This window comes from Streptomyces sp. SJL17-4, from assembly GCF_036826855.1.
Lineage (GTDB): Bacteria > Actinomycetota > Actinomycetes > Streptomycetales > Streptomycetaceae > Streptomyces.
This window is the reverse complement of the sequence record NZ_CP104578.1, coordinates 1,468,885-1,483,251: the sequence shown is the minus strand read 5'-3', so window position 1 is coordinate 1,483,251 and position 14,367 is coordinate 1,468,885. Positions and strand designations below refer to the sequence as shown.

Sequence of the window (14,367 nt, the reverse complement as noted above, 5' to 3'; positions counted from 1 at the left end):
CTCCGGATGCGTGAGCGCAGATGTGGCGTGATGCGACGCGTGGAGACACCGGGGCGCGGGCTGTCTGTCGTAAGAACGGCTCGTACGCCGAGGTCGAGAACGGCACACACGGCACAAGGGGCACGCGCGGCACGGTGTCTCGCAACCTCAGACGAGCAACGTCCTTCTCCGATCGGACGACGACGTGGACGTGATGAACGGTAGGCCGGGGAGAGGGAAGGAGGCAAACGAATTACGGGCAGACCGCTACGGATGTTCCCGCAGCAGCTCCGCCAGATCCTGGTCCCAGTCCAGGTACTGGTGCTCACGCCCGGCCGGCACCAGGTGTTCCGAGCGCTCCAGGAAACGGCGCAGTTCCGAGGTCCGGACATGGACCATGGCCACGCCTTCCGGGGCGTGGAACTCGACCACCGTACGGTCGTAGCCGTACGGACGGAGGCGTACGTCCCCGACGCCGGCCGGGCGTTCGACGCCCTGGACGAGCAGCTCACGAGCGAAGGCCCAGGAGACCTCGACGCCCTCCAGGGTCGCCGGAGGCGGGAACGCCATGCTGACGGCGTACGGGTCCTCGCGGTCGTACCGCAGCGTGGCGGGGACGGTCTCCATCCGTGGAGCGGACGCGACCAGACGGGCCTTGACGGCCTGCTCGATGACGGCGGACACGACCGGCTCCTTTCACACGGACTTCGGATCCTGTGCGTCTCCCCGACACCAGGGCACCTGACACCTGACAAGACGAGCGGAGCGGCCGGAACGTGCACTCCGGATGTACGTGAGCTGCGTCACGGCTGCGCCAGGGGTCGTGTACGACGGCGCGCCGAACGGGTTGGCGCAGGTCAGAAGGGGGCAGAACAGGTCAGCGCTGGTCCGGGAGGTCGTCGTCCGGCTCGGCGCAGGGGCCGGAGTGGTCGCAATACGGCTGGTTTCCGGAGACTCCGCAGCCACAGAGCATCACCCGTGTCTCGCGCCGGTCGCCGTGCGCGCCGCTCACGAGCAGGTCCCCGCGCATCACGAGCTGACCGGACGGCGTCCGGCGGACGGAGGTAGGGGAGTCGGGGCGCTCGACGGAGGTGGGGGTGTCGGGGTGCTCGACGGAGGTGGGGGTGTCGGGGTGTTCGACGGAGGTGGGGGTGTCGGGGTGCTCGACGGAGCCGTCCGCCGGGTGGTACTGCAGCGCCCCGGAGGGGCACCGGCGGACGACCTCCGCCACCAGACCGGCCTCGGCGGCGTCGGGCAGCACCCACGGACGCCGGGAGAGATCGAAGACCTCGGGCAGCCCGTGCACGCACTCGGCCGCGTGCAGACACCGGCGCGGCTCGAACGTGACGGTGATGCCCTCGCCCTCGTACTCTTTGAGCTTCGGCGTCTCGTCGGGCGCCCGCTCGCTCGTACGGTCGGTCATGGCACCCAGCCTAGGAACGCCGGGCGCGGGACGCACCCTGGACGGGGAGGGGCCGGGGGCACTAGCTTCCGGCGCCATGACGTCCAAGGGGAACACGAGACGAATGATGTCGGTGGGACTGATCGGGGCGGCGCTCGCGCTGACCCTGGCCGTGCCCGCGCGAGCCGGGGAGACCCCCACGGCAGCGACCGACGAGAACGCGGCCGGCTGGGAGCTGACGCCGACCGGTACCGACGCCCGTTTCCGCGGACTCGCGCCCGTCGACCGCCGGACCGCGTGGGCCGCGGGCTCCAAGGGCACGGTGCTGCGGACCACCGACGGCGGCCGCAGCTGGCGAAACGTCTCGCCGCCGGGCGCGGGCGAGCTGGAGTTCCGGGACGTGGAGGCGTTCGACGCCCGCCGGGCCGTCGTCCTCGCCATCGGGGAGGGCGAGGCCTCGCGCGTACTGCGCACCGAGGACGGCGGCACCACCTGGACCGAGTCCTTCCGCAACACCGATCCGCGGGCCTTCTACGACTGCATGACCTTCTTCGACCGCCGGCACGGACTCGCCATGAGCGACCCGGTCGACGGCAGGTACCGCATCCTCGCCACCCGCGACGGCGGCCGTTCCTGGCAGGTGCTCCCGAACGCCGGGATGCCGGAGGCGCTCCCCGGCGAGGCGGGCTTCGCGGCGAGCGGCCAGTGCCTGGTGTCGGCCGGCCCGCGGGACGTATGGCTGGCGACGGGCGGCGGCGCCACCGCGCGCGTGCTCCACTCCGGCGACCGGGGGCTGACCTGGACCGCCACCGTCACGCCGATCCCGGCGGGGGACCCGGCCCGTGGTGTCTTCGGCCTCGCCTTCCGCGACCGGGCACACGGCATCGCCGTCGGCGGCGACTACCGCAAGGACCAGCCGTCCCCGCAGGCCGGCGCGGTCACCGGGGACGGGGGCCGGGGCTGGCACGCCTCGGCCACCCCGCCGCCCGCGTACCGCTCCGGCGTCGCCTGGCTCCCGCACAGCAGGAACGCGGCACTCGCCGTCGGCCCGACCGGCACGGACCTCACCACCGACGGCGGCCGCACCTGGCGCACCGTGGACACCGGCTCGTACGACACGGTGGACTGCACGCCGGACGGCTCATGCTGGGCGGCCGGAGAGAAGGGCAGGATCGCCCGGCTGGGCCGCCGCTAGCCGGAGAGGGCATGAAGCGAGGGGCGACGGGCGCGGCGGGAAGGGCCGTCAGGAGGGAAGCTGCTCCCGGAACGCGGCGAGTCCCTCGGCCGTCCTGGTCGCGTAGAACTCCGTGATCCGGTACGCGCAGACGCCCTCGACGCTGAACGGGTCGGCCGCCACGATCTTCTCGATCTCCGCGCGGTCGACCCCGGCGGCCAGGATCACACCGCCGTCGCGCGGGTTCTTGCGCCCCGAGGCGACGATGACACCGGCGGCGTACTGCGCGTCGAGCCACTCGATGTGCGCGTCGAGCAGCGCGTCCACGCGCTCGACGGGCGCGGTGTAGGTCAATTCCAGTACGAACATGACCGGCAGGCTACCGGGCGCGGCCCGGGTCCCCGCGGGCCGTCCCACCCCCCGGACCCGGACGGGCCGACACGGGGACCGGGAGCCGGTCGGTGACGGGGCTGGGAGCCGGTCTGCGGGCGAACATAGGGTGGCCCGCATCATGACGATCATCGAGATTCCGGCGGGCTGGCCCGCCGACGAGACCGCCGCCCGGGCCGTCCAGCAGGAGCTGCGCGGACGTCTCGTACGCGACGAGGAGGGGCCGGCGGTCGGCGAAGGGCATGTCACGGGGCTGGACGTGGCCTATGACGACGCACGCGATCTCGTCGCCGCCGCGGCCGTCGTCCTGGACGCGCGGACCCTGGAGGTGGTGGAGGAGGCCACGGCGGTCGGTCGGGTCTCGTTCCCGTACGTCCCCGGGCTGCTCGCCTTCCGGGAGATCCCGACGGTCCTCGCCGCGCTCGCCCGCCTGACCGCCGACCCCGGCCTGCTCGTCTGCGACGGCTACGGCCTCGCCCATCCCCGCCGCTTCGGCCTCGCCAGCCACCTCGGGGTGCTCACGGACCGGCCGTCGATCGGGGTCGCGAAGAACCCGTTCACCTTCACCTATGAGCAACCCGGCCCGGGGCGCGGTGACTTCGCCCCGCTCCTGGCCGCCGGCGAGGAGGTCGGCAGGGCCCTGCGCACCCGGGCCGGGGTGAAGCCGGTCTTCGTCTCCGTCGGCCACCGGGTATCCCTGTCCCGGGCCTGCGCCCACACCCTCCACCTCGCCCCCCGTTACCGCATCCCCGAAACGACCCGCCACGCGGACTCCCTGTGCCGCCGCGCACTGAAGGAGGCCCTCGGCGACGCCTGACCGAGGCGGTCGGGGACGCCTGACCGAGGCGGTCGGGGGGAGCGGGACGCCCGCCGGGCGCCCTCGGGTGAGTGATCGGCTGAGTAGCGTGAGTACCTGTACGGATACCGGGCCGTGCGGGCGACCGGCAGAGTGGGGGCATGACAACACCCCTTTCCGTTTCGTCGCGTTCCGCGGGGCGCGGCCCGAACCCGATCCCCGCCGGGGCCGTTGCGGTCGTCCCGGCCGGGGTCCGCGTCATGCCGTCCGTTCTCGTCGACCGGGCGTCGGTGTGATCGGGCGTCTGCGGTGCCTCGTCCTCGACTGCCCCGACGCATGGGAACTCGCCGAGTTCTACCGGACGTTGATCGGCGGCGAGGTGGAGAGCCCCGAGCCCCGGTGGGCCGTCGGTGAGGGGTCAGCGGTGTTGCGCGGTGACGGCGGACCCGTCCTCGCCTTCCAGGGCGTGGCCGATCACCGGCCGCCCGTCTGGGGTGCGCCCGAGCAGCAGTTCCACCTCGACGTGCGGGTCGACGACCTCGACGCCGCCCACGAGGCCGTCCTCGCGCTCGGGGCCGAGCCGCTCGACGACGGCGGTGGCGACGCGGCCTGGCGGGTCTACGCCGACCCCGCGGGCCATCCCTTCCGTCTCGTACGGCCCTGACCCCTCCCGTACCGTCGGCCCGCGTCGCCCGGCAGGGCTGCTCAGCCCCGGTGCGCCACCCGGAAGCGGATGCCCGCCGACCGGAGCCGGTCGATGAGCGCGTCGCCCATCGCCACCGCTGTCGTCACCTGGCCCGATGTCTTCGGCAGCGGGTCGAAGGCGAGGCTGAGCGCCGACTCGGCGAGCATCTTCGCCGTCTCGTCGTACCCCGGGTCACCGCCCGAGACCTCGGTGAACACCCGGCGTCCGCCGCCCTCGCCGACGAAGCGCACCGAGAACCAGCTGCGTGCCCGCCGCTCGGCGGACGGTCCCTGCCCTGCCTGGTAACGCTTCATCAGCCAGGCGCGGACCGGCGGAAGTTGGGCCGCCGCCGCGCTCGCGCCGACGGCCACGGCGCCCCCGAGGGCCATCGGGAGCGTCTTCACGGAGGCGTAGTGCCGGTAGCGGAAGTCCGGGCCGTACCGGTCGAGGGCCGCGGCCGAACGGGCCACGACCTGCGGGTCGAGCGTCGGGAGCGGCAGCGCCCAGGTCCCGGTCTCCCGGCTGAACCGCGGCCCGGCCAGCGGCGCGCGGGCCCGGCGCTCCACCAACCGCGGTTCGTGCAGCCGCCGTTCGTGCGCCGCCCGCAGCATCTCCCGGCCCCGGCCCAGTGCGGTCAGGGCGGACGCGAAGGTGCCGCCGGAGAACTGCGCCCCGACCCGGACGAAGCCGTCCACGCGGAGCGGTATGTCCTCCGGGAGCTGCTGGACGGTGAAGTACACGCCCAGGTCGTGCGGGACGGAGTCGAAGCCGCAGGCGTGCACGATGCGGGCGCCGGTCTCCCGGGCGCGGGCATCGTGCCGTACGTAGGTCAGGTCGACGAACTCGGCCTCGCCGGTCAGGTCCAGATAGTCCGTGCCTGCCTCGGCGCACGCGCCGACGAGCCCGTCTCCGTACCAGACGTAGGGGCCGACCGTCGTGGCCACCACCCGGGCGGACTCGGCGAGTTCGCGCAGCGAGCCGGGGTCGGCGGCGTCGGCGACGACCAGCGGCAGCTCGGCGCAGTGCGGCCATCGGGCGGTCAGCCGCTCGCGCAGCGCCGTGAGGCCGGCCCGGTTGCGCCCCGCGAGCGCCCAGCGGCACCGCGCGGGCGCGTGAGCGGCCAGATACTCGGCGGTGAGTTCCCCGACGAATCCGGTCGCCCCGAAGAGAACGACGTCATACGGCCGGGCCCCGGCCTCCGACCCGGTCCCGGTCTCCGGATACTGCCGGGACCCGGTCTCCGGCCCGGAACCGGTCTCCGGCCCGGACCCGCTCTCCCGCCGGGACCCGGCCTTCCGCCCGGAACCGCTCTCCGGCCCGGAACCGTTGCCCGCGTCGGCCCCGCGCCCCGCGTCCGCCCCTGTGTCCATACAGCCCCTCGTTTCGGCCGTACCGCGCCGCCGTGCGCGGTTCTCGTCGTCGGCGGAGGATAGCGGGTCCCACGCCGTGCTCCCCTGCCGCCCTACCCCCGGTTACCCCACCCACTCCCCTCCGGTAATTTCCAAGCGCTTGCTCGGCCGGGGGGCTTGTGCCGAGTGGAACACGTTCCTAGCATCTCCGGTGTTACATCATTGGTGTCACACATGCCTGGGGGCTCGATGAGCACGACGCACACCGCCGGGAACGGCCCGCTCACCGGGGTACGCGTGGTCGAACTCGCCGGCATCGGCCCCGGCCCCTTCGCCGCGATGCTCCTCGCCGACCTCGGCGCCGACGTCGTCCGCGTCGACCGCCCGGGAGGTCCCGGCCTGGGCATCGACCCGGCCCGCGACCTCACCAACCGCAACAAGCGCTCGGCCGTCGTCGACCTCAAGGCGGCGGACGGCTCCGCCACCGTCCTCGACCTCGTCGAACGCGCCGACATCCTCATCGAGGGCTACCGGCCCGGCGTCGCCGAACGCCTCGGCGTCGGCCCCGACGCCTGCCTCGCCCGCAATCCGCGCCTCGTCTACGGCCGGATGACCGGCTGGGGCCAGGACGGGCCGCTCGCCGCGACCGCCGGACACGACATCGGCTACATCGCGATCACCGGTGCCCTCGGCATGATCGGCCCCGACCCGGACGGCCCGCCCACCATCCCCGCCAACCTCGTCGGCGACTACGCGGGCGGCTCGCTCTACCTCGTCGTCGGCGTCCTCGCCGCCCTCCAGCACGCCCGCGCGCACGGCGAGGGCCAGGTCGTCGACGCGGCGATCGTCGACGGCACCGCCCACCTCACCACCATGATCCACGGCATGCTCGCCGCCGGCGGCTGGCAGGACAGGCGGGGCGTCAACCTCCTGGACGGCGGGTGCCCCTTCTACGGCGTCTACGAGACCTCCGACGGCGGGCACATGGCGGTCGGCGCCCTGGAGGAGCAGTTCTACGCGGAGTTCGTCCGCCTCCTCGGCGTCGAGGAGATCGCCCCCGCCCGTCGTGACTTCGGCCGCTGGCCCGAACTGCGCAAGGCCGTCGCCGACCGCTTCCGGAGCCGTACCCGCGAGGAGTGGACCGCCGTCTTCGACGGCAGTGACGCCTGCGTGGCCCCCGTCCTCTCGATGCGCGAGGCCCCGGCCCACCCCCACCTCGCAGCCCGCGGCACCTTCACCGAGCGGGACGGCATCGCCCAGCCCGCCCCCGCGCCCCGCTTCTCCGCCACCCCGGGCACCCTCCGCAGGGGACCCGCCCTGCCCGGCGCCGACACCGCCGAGGTCGCCCGCGACTGGGCCGTACCCGCCCTGGAGAGCACGACCCCGCCCCAGCCCTCCGACGCGTGACCCGCCCGACCCAGACCCAGGAGACCGCCGTATGAAGCGCCAGCTGTACACCGCCGACCACGAGGCCTTCCGGGCCACCGTCCGGACCTTCCTGGAGAAGGAGGTGCTGCCCCACTACGAGCAGTGGGAGAAGGACGGCATCGTCTCCCGCGAGGTCTGGCTCGCCGCCGGACGGCAGGGCCTCCTCGGCATCGCCGTCGACGAGGAGTACGGGGGCGGCGGCAACCCCGACTTCCGCTACGCGTCCGTCCTCGCCGAGGAGTTCACCCGGGCCGGCACCCCCGGGCTCGCCATCGGCCTGCACAACGACATCATCGGCCCGTACCTCACCTCGCTCGGCACCGAGGAGCAGAAGCGGCGCTGGCTGCCCGGCTTCTGCTCCGGCGAGACCATCACCGCGATCGCCATGACGGAACCCGGCGCCGGCTCCGACCTCCAGGGCATCCGTACGACGGCCGAGGACCACGGCGACCACTGGATCCTCAACGGCTCCAAGACCTTCATCTCCAACGGCATCCTCGCCGACCTCGTGGTCGTCGTCGCCCGGACCACCCCCGAGGGCGGCGCCCGCGGACTCTCCCTCCTCGTCGTCGAGCGCGGCGCGGAGGGCTTCGAGCGCGGCCGGAACCTCGACAAGATCGGCCAGAAGTCCCAGGACACCGCCGAACTGTTCTTCAACGACGTGCGCGTCCCCAAGGAGAACCTGCTCGGCGAGCTCAACGGCGCCTTCGTCCACCTGATGACCAACCTCGCCCAGGAACGGATGGCCATCGCCGTCGCCGGTATCGCCGCCGCCGAACACCTCCTGGAGATCACCACCACGTACGTCAAGGAGCGCGAGGCCTTCGGACGCCCGCTCTCCCGGCTCCAGCACATCCGCTTCGAGATCGCCGAGATGGCCACCGAGTGCGCCGTCACCCGCACGTTCGTCGACCGCTGCATCGAGGAGCACAGCGACCCGGACGGGGCCGGGCTGGACGCCGTCCACGCCTCCATGGCCAAGTGGTGGGCGACCGAACTCCAGAAGCGGGTCGCCGACCGCTGCCTGCAACTGCACGGCGGGTACGGCTACATGAGCGAATTCCCGGTCGCACGCGCCTACACCGACGGCCGGATCCAGACCATCTACGGCGGAACCACCGAGATCATGAAGGAGATCATCGGCCGTTCCCTCCTCGGCTGACGCCCCTTCCCCTCCTGATCGACCACCCTCATCGCGAAAGGCTTCCCGTGAGCACCGAAGCGTACGTGTACGACGCGATCCGCACCCCGCGCGGACGCGGCAAGGCCAACGGATCCCTGCACGGCACCAAGCCGATCGACCTGGTCGTCGGCCTCATCCGGGAGATCCAGACCCGTAACCCCGGCCTCGACCCGGCCGCCATCGACGACATCGTCCTCGGCGTCGTCGGCCCCGTCGGCGACCAGGGCTCCGACATCGCCCGGATCGCCGCCATCGCCGCCGGACTCCCCGACACCGTCGCCGGCGTCCAGGAGAACCGCTTCTGCGCCTCCGGCCTCGAAGCGGTCAACATGGCCGCGATGAAGGTCCGCTCCGGCTGGGAGGACCTCGTCCTCGCCGGTGGTGTCGAGTCCATGTCCCGGGTGCCGATGGCCTCCGACGGCGGCGCCTGGTTCGCCGACCCGATGACCAACCTGGACACCAACTTCGTCCCGCAGGGCATCGGCGCCGACCTCATCGCCACCATCGAGGGCTTCACCCGCCGCGACGTCGACGAGTACGCCGCCCTCTCCCAGGAGCGCGCCGCGGCCGCCGTCAAGGACGGCCGCTTCGCCCGGTCGATCGTCCCCGTCAGGGACCGCGCGGGACTGACCGTCCTCGACCACGACGAGTTCCTGCGCCCCGGCACCACCGCCGACTCCCTCGCCCGGCTCAAGCCCTCCTTCGCCGACATCGGCGAACTCGGCGGCTTCGACGCCGTCGCCCTGCAGAAGTACCACTGGATCGAGGAGATCGACCACGTCCACCACGCCGGCAACTCCTCCGGCATCGTCGACGGCGCCTCCCTCGTCGCCATCGGCTCGAAGGAGGCCGGCGAGCGGAACGGCCTGGCCCCCCGCGCGCGGATCGTCTCGGCCGCCGTCTCCGGCTCCGAGCCGACCATCATGCTGACCGGCCCCGCCCCCGCCGCCCGCAAGGCCCTCGCCAAGGCCGGCCTCACCATCGACGACATCGACCTGATCGAGATCAACGAGGCCTTCGCCGCCGTCGTCCTGCGCTTCGTCAAGGACATGGGCATCACCCTGGACAAGGTCAACGTCAACGGCGGCGCCATCGCGCTCGGCCACCCGCTCGGCGCCACCGGCGCGATGATCCTCGGCACCCTCGTCGACGAGCTGGAGCGGCAGGACAAGCGCTACGGCCTCGCCACCCTCTGCGTCGGCGGCGGCATGGGCATCGCCACCGTCATCGAGCGCGTCTGACCGTCCCGTCCGAACCCCTCTTCACGGATCCACGGAGAAGCAGAGACATGAGCGAGAGCACCACCATCCGCTGGGAGCAGGACGCGACCGGGATCGTCACCCTCGTCCTCGACGACCCGAACCAGTCCGCCAACACCATGAACCAGGCCTTCCGGGCCTCGATCGTCGCGATCGCCGACCGCGTCGAAGCCGAGAAGGACTCCATCCGCGGCATCATCTACACCTCCGCGAAGAAGACCTTCTTCGCCGGCGGCGACCTCAAGGACATGGTCAAGGCGGGCCCCGAGAACGCCCAGGACATCTTCGACGGCGCCCTGGAGATGAAGCGCGCGCTGCGCCGCATCGAGACCCTCGGCAAGCCCGTCGTCGCCGCCATCAACGGTGCGGCCCTCGGCGGCGGCTACGAGATCGCCCTCGCCTCCCACCACCGCGTCGCCCTCGACGCCCCCGGCTCCAAGATCGGCCTCCCCGAGGTCACCCTCGGCCTGCTGCCGGGCGGCGGCGGCGTCGCCCGTACCGTCCGCCTCATGGGCATCACCGACGCGCTGCTCAAGGTGCTCCTCCAGGGCACCCAGTACGCCCCCGAGCGGGCCCTCGACAGCGGCCTCGTGCACGAGGTGGCGGCCACCCCGCAGGAGATGATGGACAAGGCCATCGCCTTCATCGACTCCCACCCCGAGTCCCGGCAGCCCTGGGACGTCCCCGGCTACAAGATCCCCGGCGGCACCCCGTCGAACCCGAGGTTCGCCGCCAACCTCCCCGCCTTCCCGGCCAACCTGCGCAAGCAGCTGAACGGCGCGCCCTACCCGGCGCCGCGCGCCATCATGGCCGCCGCCGTCGAGGGCTCCCAGGTCGACTTCGAGACCGCCCTCACCATCGAGAGCCGCTACTTCACCGAGCTGGTCATCGGGCAGACGGCGAAGAACATGATCCAGGCCTTCTTCTTCGACCTCCAGGCCGTCAACTCCGGGGCCAGCCGCCCGAAGGGCATCGAGCCCCGTCCGGTGCGCAAGGTCGCCGTCCTCGGCGCGGGCATGATGGGCGCCGGCATCGCGTACTCCTGCGCCCGCGCCGGCATCGAGGTCGTCCTCAAGGACGTCTCCGCCGAGTCCGCGGCGAAGGGCAAGGCCTACTCCGAGGCCCTCTGCGCCAAGGCGGTCAAGCGCGGCCGTACGACCCAGGAGAAGGCCGACGCGCTGCTCGCCCGGATCACCCCGACCTCCGAGGTCCGGGACCTGGCGGGCTGCGACGCGGTCATCGAGGCGGTCTTCGAGGACACGGCACTCAAGCACAAGGTGTTCCAGGAGATCCAGGCCGTCGTCGAGCCCGACGCGCTGCTCTGCTCCAACACCTCGACGCTGCCGATCTCCGTCCTCGCCGAGGGTGTCGAGCGCCAGAGCGACTTCATCGGACTGCACTTCTTCTCGCCCGTCGACAAGATGCCGCTCGTCGAGATCATCAGGGGCGAGCGGACCGGCGACGAGGCGCTCGCCCGCGCCTTCGACCTGGTCCGGCAGATCAACAAGACGCCGATCGTCGTCAACGACTCGCGCGGCTTCTTCACGTCCCGGGTGATCGGCCACTTCATCAACGAGGGCGTCGCCATGGTCGGCGAGGGCATCGAGCCCGCCTCGGTCGAGCAGGCCGCCGCGCAGGCCGGCTACCCGGCCAAGGTCCTCTCCCTGATGGACGAGCTGACCCTGACCCTGCCGCGGAAGATCCGCAACGAGACGAAGCGGGCGATCGAGGAGGCCGGCGGGACCTGGGTCTCGCACCCGGGGGAGGCCGTCATCGACCGCATGGTCGACGAGTTCGGCCGCCCCGGCCGCAGCGGCGGCGCGGGCTTCTACGAGTACGGCGAGGACGGCGGGCGCGGCAAGCTCTGGCCCGGCCTGCGCGAGCACTTCGCCAAGCCCGGCCACGAGATCCCCTTCCGCGACATGCAGGAGCGGATGCTCTTCGCCGAGGCCCTGGACACCGTCCGCCTCCTGGAGGAGGGCGTCCTCACCTCGGTCGCCGACGCCAACATCGGCTCCATCATGGGCATCGGCTTCCCGGCCTGGACGGGCGGCGTGCTCCAGTACATCAACGGGTACGAGGGGGGCGTCGCGGGCTTCGTCGCCCGCGCCCGCGACCTGGCGGAGACCTACGGCGAGCGGTTCACCCCGCCCGCGCTCCTGCTGGAGAAGGCCGAGCGGGGCGAGGTCTTCACCGACGCCTGAGCGGTGCGGGGCCTCTGACGGCGGCGTTCACGGGCGCCGGAACGCCGTCCGCAGCTCCTCGCTCAGCGAACGCTGGAAGGCCGTGAGGAGGGCCTGGACCACCATCGGCTGCATGTGCGCCGAGAGCGACCTCATCGCGCTCAGGTGGTCCGGGTCCTCCCCGCTCTCCCGGTACGGGCTCCACACCTCGTCCCGGAAGAGCCGGGAGAGCTCCTGGGCGGCAGCGCGCGCGTGCTCCAGGAGAACGGTCCGGGAGGCCAGGATCGTCTCGTGCTCGATGGGCACGTCGAGCAGCTCGACGCCGAGCCGCAGCAGGGCCCCGTCGAGCCGGAACGTGTCGGCGTCGGTGGTCCGGTCGAGCACGCCCATCGCGGCCAGCCGCTCCACGTCCCGCTCGGTCAGCTCCCGTCCGGCCCGCCGTTCCAGTTCCTGCCGGGTGATGGACTCGGCGGACTCCGGTGCCCAGGAGGCCACCAGGGCCCGGTGGATCGCCAGGTCCTGTGCGCTGAGGTCGGGCGGCAGCTGCTCCAGATACCGCTCGATCGCGGCCAGCGTCATGCCCTGCCGCTGGAGCTCCTCGATGAGCGCGAGCCGTGACAGATGGCCCTGCCCGTAGTGCCCGACCCGTCGCGCCCCGATGACGGGCGGCGGAAGGAGCCCGCGGGTCCCGTAGAACCGCACGGTCCGCACCGTGACCCCGGCCCGCGCTGCCAGCTCGTCGACGGTGTAGCTGGGTCCGTCCTCGTAGCCGGCTCCGTCCTCCTCGTCGCTCCCGACGCCCATCCGAGCTGCCTCGCTTCCGATCCACTGCCGAATCCGGCCGCCGAGGCCGACCGGGACAGTATTGCTGTCTCACCAGAGCTGTAAAAGACCATTCACGTTTCCCGGCGGTCCCGCCGGGTCCCGGTTGTAGCCTCGCGGGATGACCGAGATCTTCGACGAAGCCGTCCGCGCCCGGCTGCGAGCGCCCCTCATCTGGTACGTCGGCACGGTGTTCCCCGACGGAGCGCCCCAGGTCAGCCCGATGTGGGTGGATCTGGAGGGGGAGGGGGAGCTGATGTTCAACACCTCGGTGGGCCGGGTGAAGGAGGAGAACCTGCGGCGCGACCCCCGCGTCTACCTCTCCCACGCGGACTCCGCCGATCCCTTCGACCGCGTGCAGATCAGCGGCGAGGTGTCCCGCTTCATCGAGGGCGAGGAGGCCCACGCCCGCATGGACCACCTGGCCCGCAAGTACCTGGGCGTGGACCGCTTCGAGTGGACGATGCCGGGCGAACAGCGCGTGGCGGTGATCGTCCGCCCGCTCCAGGTCCGCCACATCATCGGCGTGGAACGCTTCCGCCCGGGAGGCCCGGTCCCCGCCTAGGGGCGTTGCCCAGGGGAGTTGTCAGTGCGGCGCCGTAGCGTGATCGTCATGAACGGGATCACCTACGTCCGGGGGGACGCGACCGCCCCGCTCGGCAAGGGCGTCAAGATCATCGCCCATGTGTGCAACGACCTCGGCGGCTGGGGCAAGGGCTTCGTCGTGGCGGTCTCACGCCGTTGGAGCGAGCCGGAGGCGGCCTACCGGCGCTGGCACCGCGAGCGGGCGGGGAACGACTTCGGCCTCGGCGCCGCCCAGCTCGTCCAGGTCGAGCCGTACGTCTGGGTGGCCAACCTGGTGGGGCAGCGGGGCATGCGTACCGGGCGCAGCAGCGGCGTTCCCGTGCGGTACGAGGCGATCGACGCCGCGCTCGGACTGCTCGCCGACCGCGCGGCGGAACTGGGGGCCTCCATACACATGCCGCGGATCGGCTGCGGGCTCGCCGGAGGCTCCTGGGACCGGGTCGAGCCCCTCGTGACCCGGCGGCTCGTGGCGCGAGGGATACCGGTCACCGTGTACGACTTCGGTGCGTAACGGGCGGTGGGCCGGGGCCGTCGTGGGGGATGTCGGTCCCGGCGGCTAGAGTCTGCGGCTGTTCGAACCGGGGGAACGGGAACAGGGGAGTCAGATGTACACGCAACTCAGGGAGAAGGCCGACGAGTTGGCCGGAGTCCTGTGGCGGGAGCACACCGTCTACCGGGAGCGGGGCGGCGGTGTGGTCATCCGGGGCGAGCATGTGCGCCGCTGGATAAGCCTCGGTCCGACCGGGGGCAAGGACCAGGCGCTGCTGCGTGCCGGGCGGCTCCTCGACGGGGGCACCACCGCTCCCGCCCGTACCGAGGTGGTGGTCGACCTGACGGCCGGGACCGCCGAGCTCGCGGCGGTCTGCCGGCGGATGCTCGCCGAGGTCGCCGCGGTCGCCGAGCCCGCCCCGGCGCGGGCGACGCGATCGGGGCGGACGGCCGAGCCGGGGAAGCAGAGCAGGCCGGGGAAGCAGAGAAGGCCGGGTCGCGCGGCGCGTGCCGCCCGACCCGGCCGGCCCCGCAGGGAGCGGCACACGAGCCTGGGCTCTTTCGTCGTGCTGCTCTGTGTCGCCGGGGTCCTCGGTGCCTGGCTCTACAGCCTCTTCGGCCGCGGATACGGGTACTGACGCCT

General features: G+C 72.6%; 15 protein-coding genes. 10 read left to right on the top strand and 5 right to left on the bottom strand.

Annotated features, from left to right (window positions below; genetic code table 11):
* Positions 1-246: 246 nt before the first annotated feature.
* Together N5875_RS06610 and N5875_RS06605 are read right to left on the bottom strand one after the other, a co-directional pair.
* Positions 247-663: an SsgA family sporulation/cell division regulator gene (locus tag N5875_RS06610; protein ID WP_318209719.1), complete on the bottom strand. Its 417-nt coding sequence runs from the start codon at positions 661-663 to the stop codon at positions 247-249.
* Positions 664-856: 193 nt separating this feature from the next.
* Positions 857-1,402 carry a (4Fe-4S)-binding protein gene (locus tag N5875_RS06605; RefSeq protein ID WP_338492216.1) on the bottom strand — a complete coding sequence of 182 codons (546 nt, stop codon included), beginning with the start codon at positions 1,400-1,402 and terminating at the stop codon, positions 857-859.
* Between the two features lie 76 nt (positions 1,403-1,478).
* On the opposite strand from N5875_RS06605, the gene N5875_RS06600 reads away from it, so the two are divergent.
* Positions 1,479-2,576 (top strand): oxidoreductase, encoded by a 1,098-nt coding sequence (locus tag N5875_RS06600; protein ID WP_338492215.1) that lies wholly within the window; start codon positions 1,479-1,481, stop codon positions 2,574-2,576.
* Positions 2,577-2,624: 48 nt separating this feature from the next.
* On the opposite strand, the gene N5875_RS06595 is transcribed toward N5875_RS06600, so the two are convergent.
* A complete protein-coding gene (locus N5875_RS06595; RefSeq protein ID WP_318209716.1) occupies positions 2,625-2,924 on the bottom strand; it encodes a YciI family protein in 300 nt (99 codons plus the stop codon).
* Positions 2,925-3,066: 142 nt separating this feature from the next.
* Here N5875_RS06595 and N5875_RS06590 point away from each other — a divergent pair, with 142 nt between their 5' ends.
* Together N5875_RS06590 and N5875_RS06585 are read left to right on the top strand one after the other, a co-directional pair.
* Positions 3,067-3,762: an endonuclease V gene (locus N5875_RS06590; RefSeq protein WP_338492214.1), complete on the top strand. Its 696-nt coding sequence runs from the start codon at positions 3,067-3,069 to the stop codon at positions 3,760-3,762.
* A 271-nt stretch (positions 3,763-4,033) separates the two neighbouring features.
* A complete protein-coding gene (locus N5875_RS06585) occupies positions 4,034-4,405 on the top strand; it encodes a VOC family protein (protein ID WP_318209714.1) in 372 nt (123 codons plus the stop codon).
* 41 nt (positions 4,406-4,446) lie between these two features.
* Here N5875_RS06585 and N5875_RS06580 read toward each other — a convergent pair whose 3' ends face one another.
* A complete protein-coding gene (locus N5875_RS06580) occupies positions 4,447-5,796 on the bottom strand; it encodes a saccharopine dehydrogenase NADP-binding domain-containing protein (RefSeq protein ID WP_338492212.1) in 1,350 nt (449 codons plus the stop codon).
* Positions 5,797-6,024: 228 nt separating this feature from the next.
* On the opposite strand from N5875_RS06580, the gene N5875_RS06575 reads away from it, so the two are divergent.
* From N5875_RS06575 to N5875_RS06560, 4 genes are read left to right on the top strand one after another with little or no spacing between them, the layout of a single operon-like run.
* The gene (locus N5875_RS06575) at positions 6,025-7,182 is read left to right on the top strand and encodes a CaiB/BaiF CoA-transferase family protein (RefSeq protein ID WP_338492211.1); all 1,158 of its coding nucleotides are present in this window, start codon (positions 6,025-6,027) and stop codon (positions 7,180-7,182) included.
* Positions 7,183-7,213: 31 nt separating this feature from the next.
* Entirely contained in the window at positions 7,214-8,365 is a 1,152-nt protein-coding gene (locus N5875_RS06570) for an acyl-CoA dehydrogenase family protein (RefSeq protein ID WP_338492210.1), read from the top strand.
* A gap of 47 nt (positions 8,366-8,412) precedes the next feature.
* On the top strand, positions 8,413-9,627 hold the full coding sequence (locus tag N5875_RS06565; protein ID WP_338492208.1) for an acetyl-CoA C-acetyltransferase: 1,215 nt from the start codon (positions 8,413-8,415) through the stop codon (positions 9,625-9,627).
* Positions 9,628-9,674: 47 nt separating this feature from the next.
* Entirely contained in the window at positions 9,675-11,849 is a 2,175-nt protein-coding gene (locus N5875_RS06560; RefSeq protein WP_338492207.1) for a 3-hydroxyacyl-CoA dehydrogenase NAD-binding domain-containing protein, read from the top strand.
* A 27-nt stretch (positions 11,850-11,876) separates the two neighbouring features.
* Here the strand turns inward: N5875_RS06560 and N5875_RS06555 are convergent, their stop codons facing one another.
* Positions 11,877-12,632 (bottom strand): MerR family transcriptional regulator, encoded by a 756-nt coding sequence (locus N5875_RS06555; RefSeq protein WP_318209708.1) that lies wholly within the window; start codon positions 12,630-12,632, stop codon positions 11,877-11,879.
* A gap of 139 nt (positions 12,633-12,771) precedes the next feature.
* On the opposite strand from N5875_RS06555, the gene N5875_RS06550 reads away from it, so the two are divergent.
* From N5875_RS06550 to N5875_RS06540, 3 genes are all read left to right on the top strand, one after another.
* Complete coding sequence (locus tag N5875_RS06550; RefSeq protein WP_338492205.1) at positions 12,772-13,215, top strand: TIGR03618 family F420-dependent PPOX class oxidoreductase; 444 nt, start codon at positions 12,772-12,774, stop codon at positions 13,213-13,215.
* Between the two features lie 48 nt (positions 13,216-13,263).
* Positions 13,264-13,746 (top strand): macro domain-containing protein, encoded by a 483-nt coding sequence (locus N5875_RS06545; RefSeq protein WP_338492203.1) that lies wholly within the window; start codon positions 13,264-13,266, stop codon positions 13,744-13,746.
* Between the two features lie 94 nt (positions 13,747-13,840).
* Entirely contained in the window at positions 13,841-14,362 is a 522-nt protein-coding gene (locus N5875_RS06540; protein WP_338492201.1) for a hypothetical protein, read from the top strand.
* The last annotated feature ends 5 nt before the right edge of the window (positions 14,363-14,367 follow it).

What these genes read in the sequence shown, in the direction of transcription:
- N5875_RS06605 (WP_338492216.1), bottom strand. Translation starts at nt 1,402, where the DNA reads ATGACCGACCGTACGAGCGAGCGGGCGCCCGACGAGACGCCGAAGCTC.
- N5875_RS06600 (WP_338492215.1), top strand. Translation starts at nt 1,479, where the DNA reads ATGACGTCCAAGGGGAACACGAGACGAATGATGTCGGTGGGACTGATC.
- N5875_RS06595 (WP_318209716.1), bottom strand. Translation starts at nt 2,924, where the DNA reads ATGTTCGTACTGGAATTGACCTACACCGCGCCCGTCGAGCGCGTGGAC.
- N5875_RS06590 (WP_338492214.1), top strand. Translation starts at nt 3,067, where the DNA reads ATGACGATCATCGAGATTCCGGCGGGCTGGCCCGCCGACGAGACCGCC.
- N5875_RS06580 (WP_338492212.1), bottom strand. Translation starts at nt 5,796, where the DNA reads ATGGACACAGGGGCGGACGCGGGGCGCGGGGCCGACGCGGGCAACGGT.
- N5875_RS06575 (WP_338492211.1), top strand. Translation starts at nt 6,025, where the DNA reads ATGAGCACGACGCACACCGCCGGGAACGGCCCGCTCACCGGGGTACGC.
- N5875_RS06570 (WP_338492210.1), top strand. Translation starts at nt 7,214, where the DNA reads ATGAAGCGCCAGCTGTACACCGCCGACCACGAGGCCTTCCGGGCCACC.
- N5875_RS06560 (WP_338492207.1), top strand. Translation starts at nt 9,675, where the DNA reads ATGAGCGAGAGCACCACCATCCGCTGGGAGCAGGACGCGACCGGGATC.
- N5875_RS06555 (WP_318209708.1), bottom strand. Translation starts at nt 12,632, where the DNA reads ATGGGCGTCGGGAGCGACGAGGAGGACGGAGCCGGCTACGAGGACGGA.
- N5875_RS06550 (WP_338492205.1), top strand. Translation starts at nt 12,772, where the DNA reads ATGACCGAGATCTTCGACGAAGCCGTCCGCGCCCGGCTGCGAGCGCCC.
- N5875_RS06545 (WP_338492203.1), top strand. Translation starts at nt 13,264, where the DNA reads ATGAACGGGATCACCTACGTCCGGGGGGACGCGACCGCCCCGCTCGGC.
- N5875_RS06540 (WP_338492201.1), top strand. Translation starts at nt 13,841, where the DNA reads ATGTACACGCAACTCAGGGAGAAGGCCGACGAGTTGGCCGGAGTCCTG.